This window comes from Tissierellales bacterium (assembly GCA_025210965.1).
In the GTDB taxonomy this organism is placed as follows: domain Bacteria; phylum Bacillota; class Clostridia; order Tissierellales; family JAOAQY01; genus JAOAQY01.
Map to the genome: position 1 here is coordinate 1 of JAOAQY010000135.1, position 4,224 is coordinate 4,224.

Sequence of the window (4,224 nt, forward strand, 5' to 3'; positions counted from 1 at the left end):
ATGGTAAATGTTGTTGGAAAAGAAGAACTTCAAAAAGCATATGAGAATCCAGAAAACTACAAAAATCTTACAGTTAGAGTAGGGGGATTCAGCGCTAGATTTGTAAATTTAGAAGATGATGTACAAAGAGAGATAATGGCAAGAACTTGTAATGGCTAAAGTTTCTAGCAAAAAGAGAAAGGAAGTCAAAGATGAGTGAAGAATTAAAAGGATTGATTTTTGATTTGCAGCGATTCTCGATAAATGATGGACCTGGCATTCGCACCACCTTGTTTTTCAAGGGGTGCGCTTTGCGTTGTCCGTGGTGTCACAATCCAGAGTCGATAAGCATGACGATTCAGCTAAATCATGACAAAAATAAATGTACACTATGCAAAAAATGCGTAGAGATGGTAAATGGAAAAGGTATAAGGGTTAAAGATGGAGCTATTTCAATAGATTTTGATTCGATAGAAGATGAGGAGAAACTTATAGATATTTGTCCAAATGGAGCTTATGATTTATGCGGAAGGTATGTTACAGCAGATGAACTATTGAAAGAGATAGTTAAAGATAAAGCCTATTATGAGAACTCTAGTGGAGGAGTCACCTTTAGTGGAGGAGAGGCAATACTTCAGATAGAATTTTTAGAAAAACTTAGTGAGAAATTGAAGAGTGAAAACATATCGATAGCACTCGATTTTAGTGGATATGATCCGAATAATAACTTGGCGAGAACAATTGATTTCACGGATATATACTTACTAGACTATAAATGGACAGGTAGCGAAATCCAAAACATAGTAGGGAAAAATATAGATATAATAAAGGTTTTAGACATTTTAAATGAGAATCAAAAAGACGTAATTTTGAGATGCCCAATAATACCTGAAATGAATGACAATGAAGAACATTTTAAAGCTATAGCTAAACTGTCAAGACAGTATAAATGTATAATGGAAGTAAATATACTTCCATATCACAGTATGAAAAAGTCAAAGCAGTTCAAACGAATTATAGAAGATAAAACGTATAGAGTGCCAGAGATAGAAGATAAGATGAAATGGAAGCAGATTCTTTCGGATAATGGTCTAAAAAATGGTATAATGGAGAATGAAAAAATATGACGATATTCGAAAAGGAAGGATACTATGGCAACCAAAAAAGATTATGTGTACAGAGGCTTGAAAACTATGATATTAAATGGTGAATTCAAAGAAGGCGAGCAGTTAATATCAGAGAGTGAGATTTGTAAGAAATATGATGTTTCTAGAGAGCCTGTAAGAAGGGCACTAAAAAAACTCATAGATAAAGGATATATAAACTCAAGACAAGGTAAAGGCTATTTTGTCAATCCAAGAGAATTTTACATGACAACTACTATAGCATCACTTAGTATAGAGAGTAAAAATAGACACACAACTACGGTACTAGAATTTAAAACTATATTAAATGATTTTGAGGATAGGTTACAATCGAAATACGTTCATGTGTATAAGCGGATAATACAGACTGATGATAATGTAATATATGAAGAGGGATACTTGCCATATGATTTGTTTGATGATTTTAATATAGAAAAATGTGAAGGTAGTATATTAAAATATTTTGAAGATGATAAGGGTATACAGCTTACACATGATAGAAAAGACTTAAAAAGTGTTTTAGTAGCTGAGAGTCATGTTATAAATAAATATTCTAAGGAAAAAATAGGACACTCTATAGAGACAGTTCATAATCTTTATTCAAACAATCAATTGATACAGGTTAGCAAACAGATAAAGCAAAATTCAGATATTACAATAGTGTCTACTTAGAGGGGGATGAAAATATGAAGTTTGGAGTTGTAGGTACAAGTGCGATAACGGAGAAATGGCTAGATGCGGCGAAGCAGATTGAAGGGTTTGAATTAGTGGCAGTTTATTCTAGAACAAAGAATCGAGCAGAAGAATTTGCTGCTATACATGGTGCAAAGTACACATTTACTAGTTTAGAAGAGATGTCACTAAACGAAGAAATGGAAGCTGTGTACATAGCTAGTCCGAATTCATTTCATGCAGAACATTCTAAGATAATGATGAGGGCTAAAAAGCATGTATTATGTGAAAAACCATTAGCTTCTAATTTGCGAGAAGTAGAAGAGATGATAGAAACGGCAAAATCAAACAAAGTCTTACTCATGGAAGCCATGATTACATCGTATTTACCCCGATTTCAAGCTATAAGGGATAGTCTAAGCAAGATAGCTCCTATAAGACGTTTTGTTGGAAGCTATTGTCAGTATTCATCTAGGTATGATAAGTATAAAGCGGGTGAAATTTTAAATGCTTTCAATCCAGAGTTTTCAAATGGTTCACTTATGGATATTGGAGTTTATACTATTCATCCCTTAGTTCAGATTCTAGGAAAACCAAATAGCATAAAAGCACATGGTACTATGCTAGATTCAGGGGTGGATGGTGAAGGTCATATTGCTGTTCAATACGAGGATTGTGATGGAATTTTATATCATTCTAAGATATGTGATTCGCATTTGCCAAGTGAAATACAGGGGGAAGGTGGACAGATAATAATAGACAAACTTCCACTCATCGATAGAGCGTATATAAAATATAGAAATGGTGAATGTGAAGAAATAGATGTATCTCAGGATAAATCGCCAATGTACTACGAAACAAAGGGCTTTATTGATTTGATAAATTCAAATAAATTAGAGTCAGATATAAATAGCTACAGTGTATCTAGAGACGTAATGAATATATTAGATGAGTCGCGAAGTCAAATTGGATTAAAATTTAGAGCGGATAACAAAATATAAAACAAAGGTGTTTACAAAAAATATATTTAGCAGTACAATGTAATAGTAAAATTTAATAAAGAGGAGAGCTCATGTGATGGGCTGAGAGGAAACTGTTAGTTTCGATCCTGTAACCTGATTTGGATAATGCCAACGTAGGGACATTGCTGTGATTTTTTTAGCATAGATTCTTTTGTGGGATCTATGCTATTTTTTATGCATAGCCTTTTACGCGATTAAAGATGTCCAAGTGACATCTTTTTTTATTTTAATTTAATTAGAAATGTGAGAGTTGTAAATATTAGGAGGTGAAAAAGTGATTGTAAATGGAAAGATGATGGATATAGATACTCCGATTAGCGTGAGTAGGTTATTTGAAATTATAAAAAAGAACCCAAAACTTGCAGTAGTTGAAGTAGATATGGAAATTGTAGATAAAAGCCAATATGATAACTACATCATAGACAAAGAATCAAGAGTCGAGATAGTTAGCTTTGTTGGAGGAGGTTAAATCGTGAACGAACACATAAAAAGTGAATTCGAGAAAGCATTAATAGAGAGACATGGAGAGGATATTCATAGAAAACTTCAAAGTGCTAGCGTTGGAATAGCTGGTCTCGGTGGACTTGGTTCAAATGTTGCAGTTTCACTCGTGAGACTTGGAATAGGAAAATTGGTTTTAGTTGACTTTGATCTAGTAGACCAGACAAATCTAAATAGACAATACTATTTTAGACGAAATATAGGACAGAAAAAAACAGATGCATTAAAGGAGATATTAGAAGATATAAGTCCAATTACTCAAATTGAAACTAAGAATGTATACTTGGACGACGAAAATAGTTCAGAAATGTTCAAAGATACAAATTTAATAGTAGAGGCAATGGATAAGGCAGAGTCGAAGGTTAGCTTCGTTCAAAGCATACTCACAAAGTGCAAAGATAAAAAATTAGTAAGTGCATCGGGTATGGCTGGAGCATTGTCTAGCAATACTATAAGGACTCGAAAAATAAATGAGAGATTTTCAGTAGTAGGAGATGAGGTATCGCACATAGACGAATTTGGAGGACTAATGGCTCCAAGAGTAGCTATTGCTGCGAATCATCAAGCAAATCAAATACTTAGATGGATTCTAAATATAGAAAAATACTAGGAGGAATCAAAATGACAAAAGATTTATTCGAACTAGGTGGAGAAGTATTAAATAGCAGATTGCTTGTGGGGACTGGTAAATTTCCTGATAAGAGAGTTATCAAAGATGTGATAGAGAAATCTCAAAGTGATATGGTTACTATGGCTATTCGAAGAGTTGATTTGGACTCAGAAGATGAAAATTTATTAAAGTACATACCAAAGGATGTATTTTGGCTTCCCAATACATCTGGTGCTAGAAATGCAGAGGAGGCTGTGAGAATAGCAAGACTTGCGAAAGCGATGGGATGTGGGGA

6 protein-coding genes and 1 riboswitch are annotated in these 4,224 nt (G+C 33.7%); all 6 genes read left to right on the forward strand.

Features of this window, described 5'->3' with window-relative positions:
• Positions 1 to 191: 191 nt before the first annotated feature.
• Positions 192 to 1,106 (forward strand): glycyl-radical enzyme activating protein, encoded by a 915-nt coding sequence (locus N4A40_09650; protein MCT4662112.1) that lies wholly within the window; start codon positions 192 to 194, stop codon positions 1,104 to 1,106.
• Between the two features lie 24 nt (positions 1,107 to 1,130).
• Complete coding sequence (locus N4A40_09655) at positions 1,131 to 1,796, forward strand: GntR family transcriptional regulator (protein ID MCT4662113.1); 666 nt, start codon at positions 1,131 to 1,133, stop codon at positions 1,794 to 1,796.
• A gap of 14 nt (positions 1,797 to 1,810) precedes the next feature.
• Complete coding sequence (locus tag N4A40_09660; protein ID MCT4662114.1) at positions 1,811 to 2,797, forward strand: Gfo/Idh/MocA family oxidoreductase; 987 nt, start codon at positions 1,811 to 1,813, stop codon at positions 2,795 to 2,797.
• Positions 2,798 to 2,848: 51 nt separating this feature from the next.
• A riboswitch (TPP riboswitch) is annotated at positions 2,849 to 2,955 on the forward strand.
• A 137-nt stretch (positions 2,956 to 3,092) separates the two neighbouring features.
• Positions 3,093 to 3,287, forward strand: coding sequence for a sulfur carrier protein ThiS (gene thiS, locus N4A40_09665; protein MCT4662115.1), 195 nt, complete (start codon positions 3,093 to 3,095; stop codon positions 3,285 to 3,287).
• Positions 3,288 to 3,290: 3 nt separating this feature from the next.
• Complete coding sequence (gene thiF / locus N4A40_09670; GenBank protein MCT4662116.1) at positions 3,291 to 3,929, forward strand: sulfur carrier protein ThiS adenylyltransferase ThiF; 639 nt, start codon at positions 3,291 to 3,293, stop codon at positions 3,927 to 3,929.
• Positions 3,930 to 3,940: 11 nt separating this feature from the next.
• Positions 3,941 to 4,224: thiazole synthase (locus tag N4A40_09675; protein ID MCT4662117.1), on the forward strand; the 284-nt coding region annotated here is incomplete at its 3' end.

Bases quoted from the DNA above. Each gene is read 5' to 3' on its own strand.
- N4A40_09650 (MCT4662112.1), top strand. From the start codon at position 192: ATGAGTGAAGAATTAAAAGGATTGATTTTTGATTTGCAGCGATTCTCG.
- N4A40_09655 (MCT4662113.1), top strand. From the start codon at position 1,131: ATGGCAACCAAAAAAGATTATGTGTACAGAGGCTTGAAAACTATGATA.
- N4A40_09660 (MCT4662114.1), top strand. From the start codon at position 1,811: ATGAAGTTTGGAGTTGTAGGTACAAGTGCGATAACGGAGAAATGGCTA.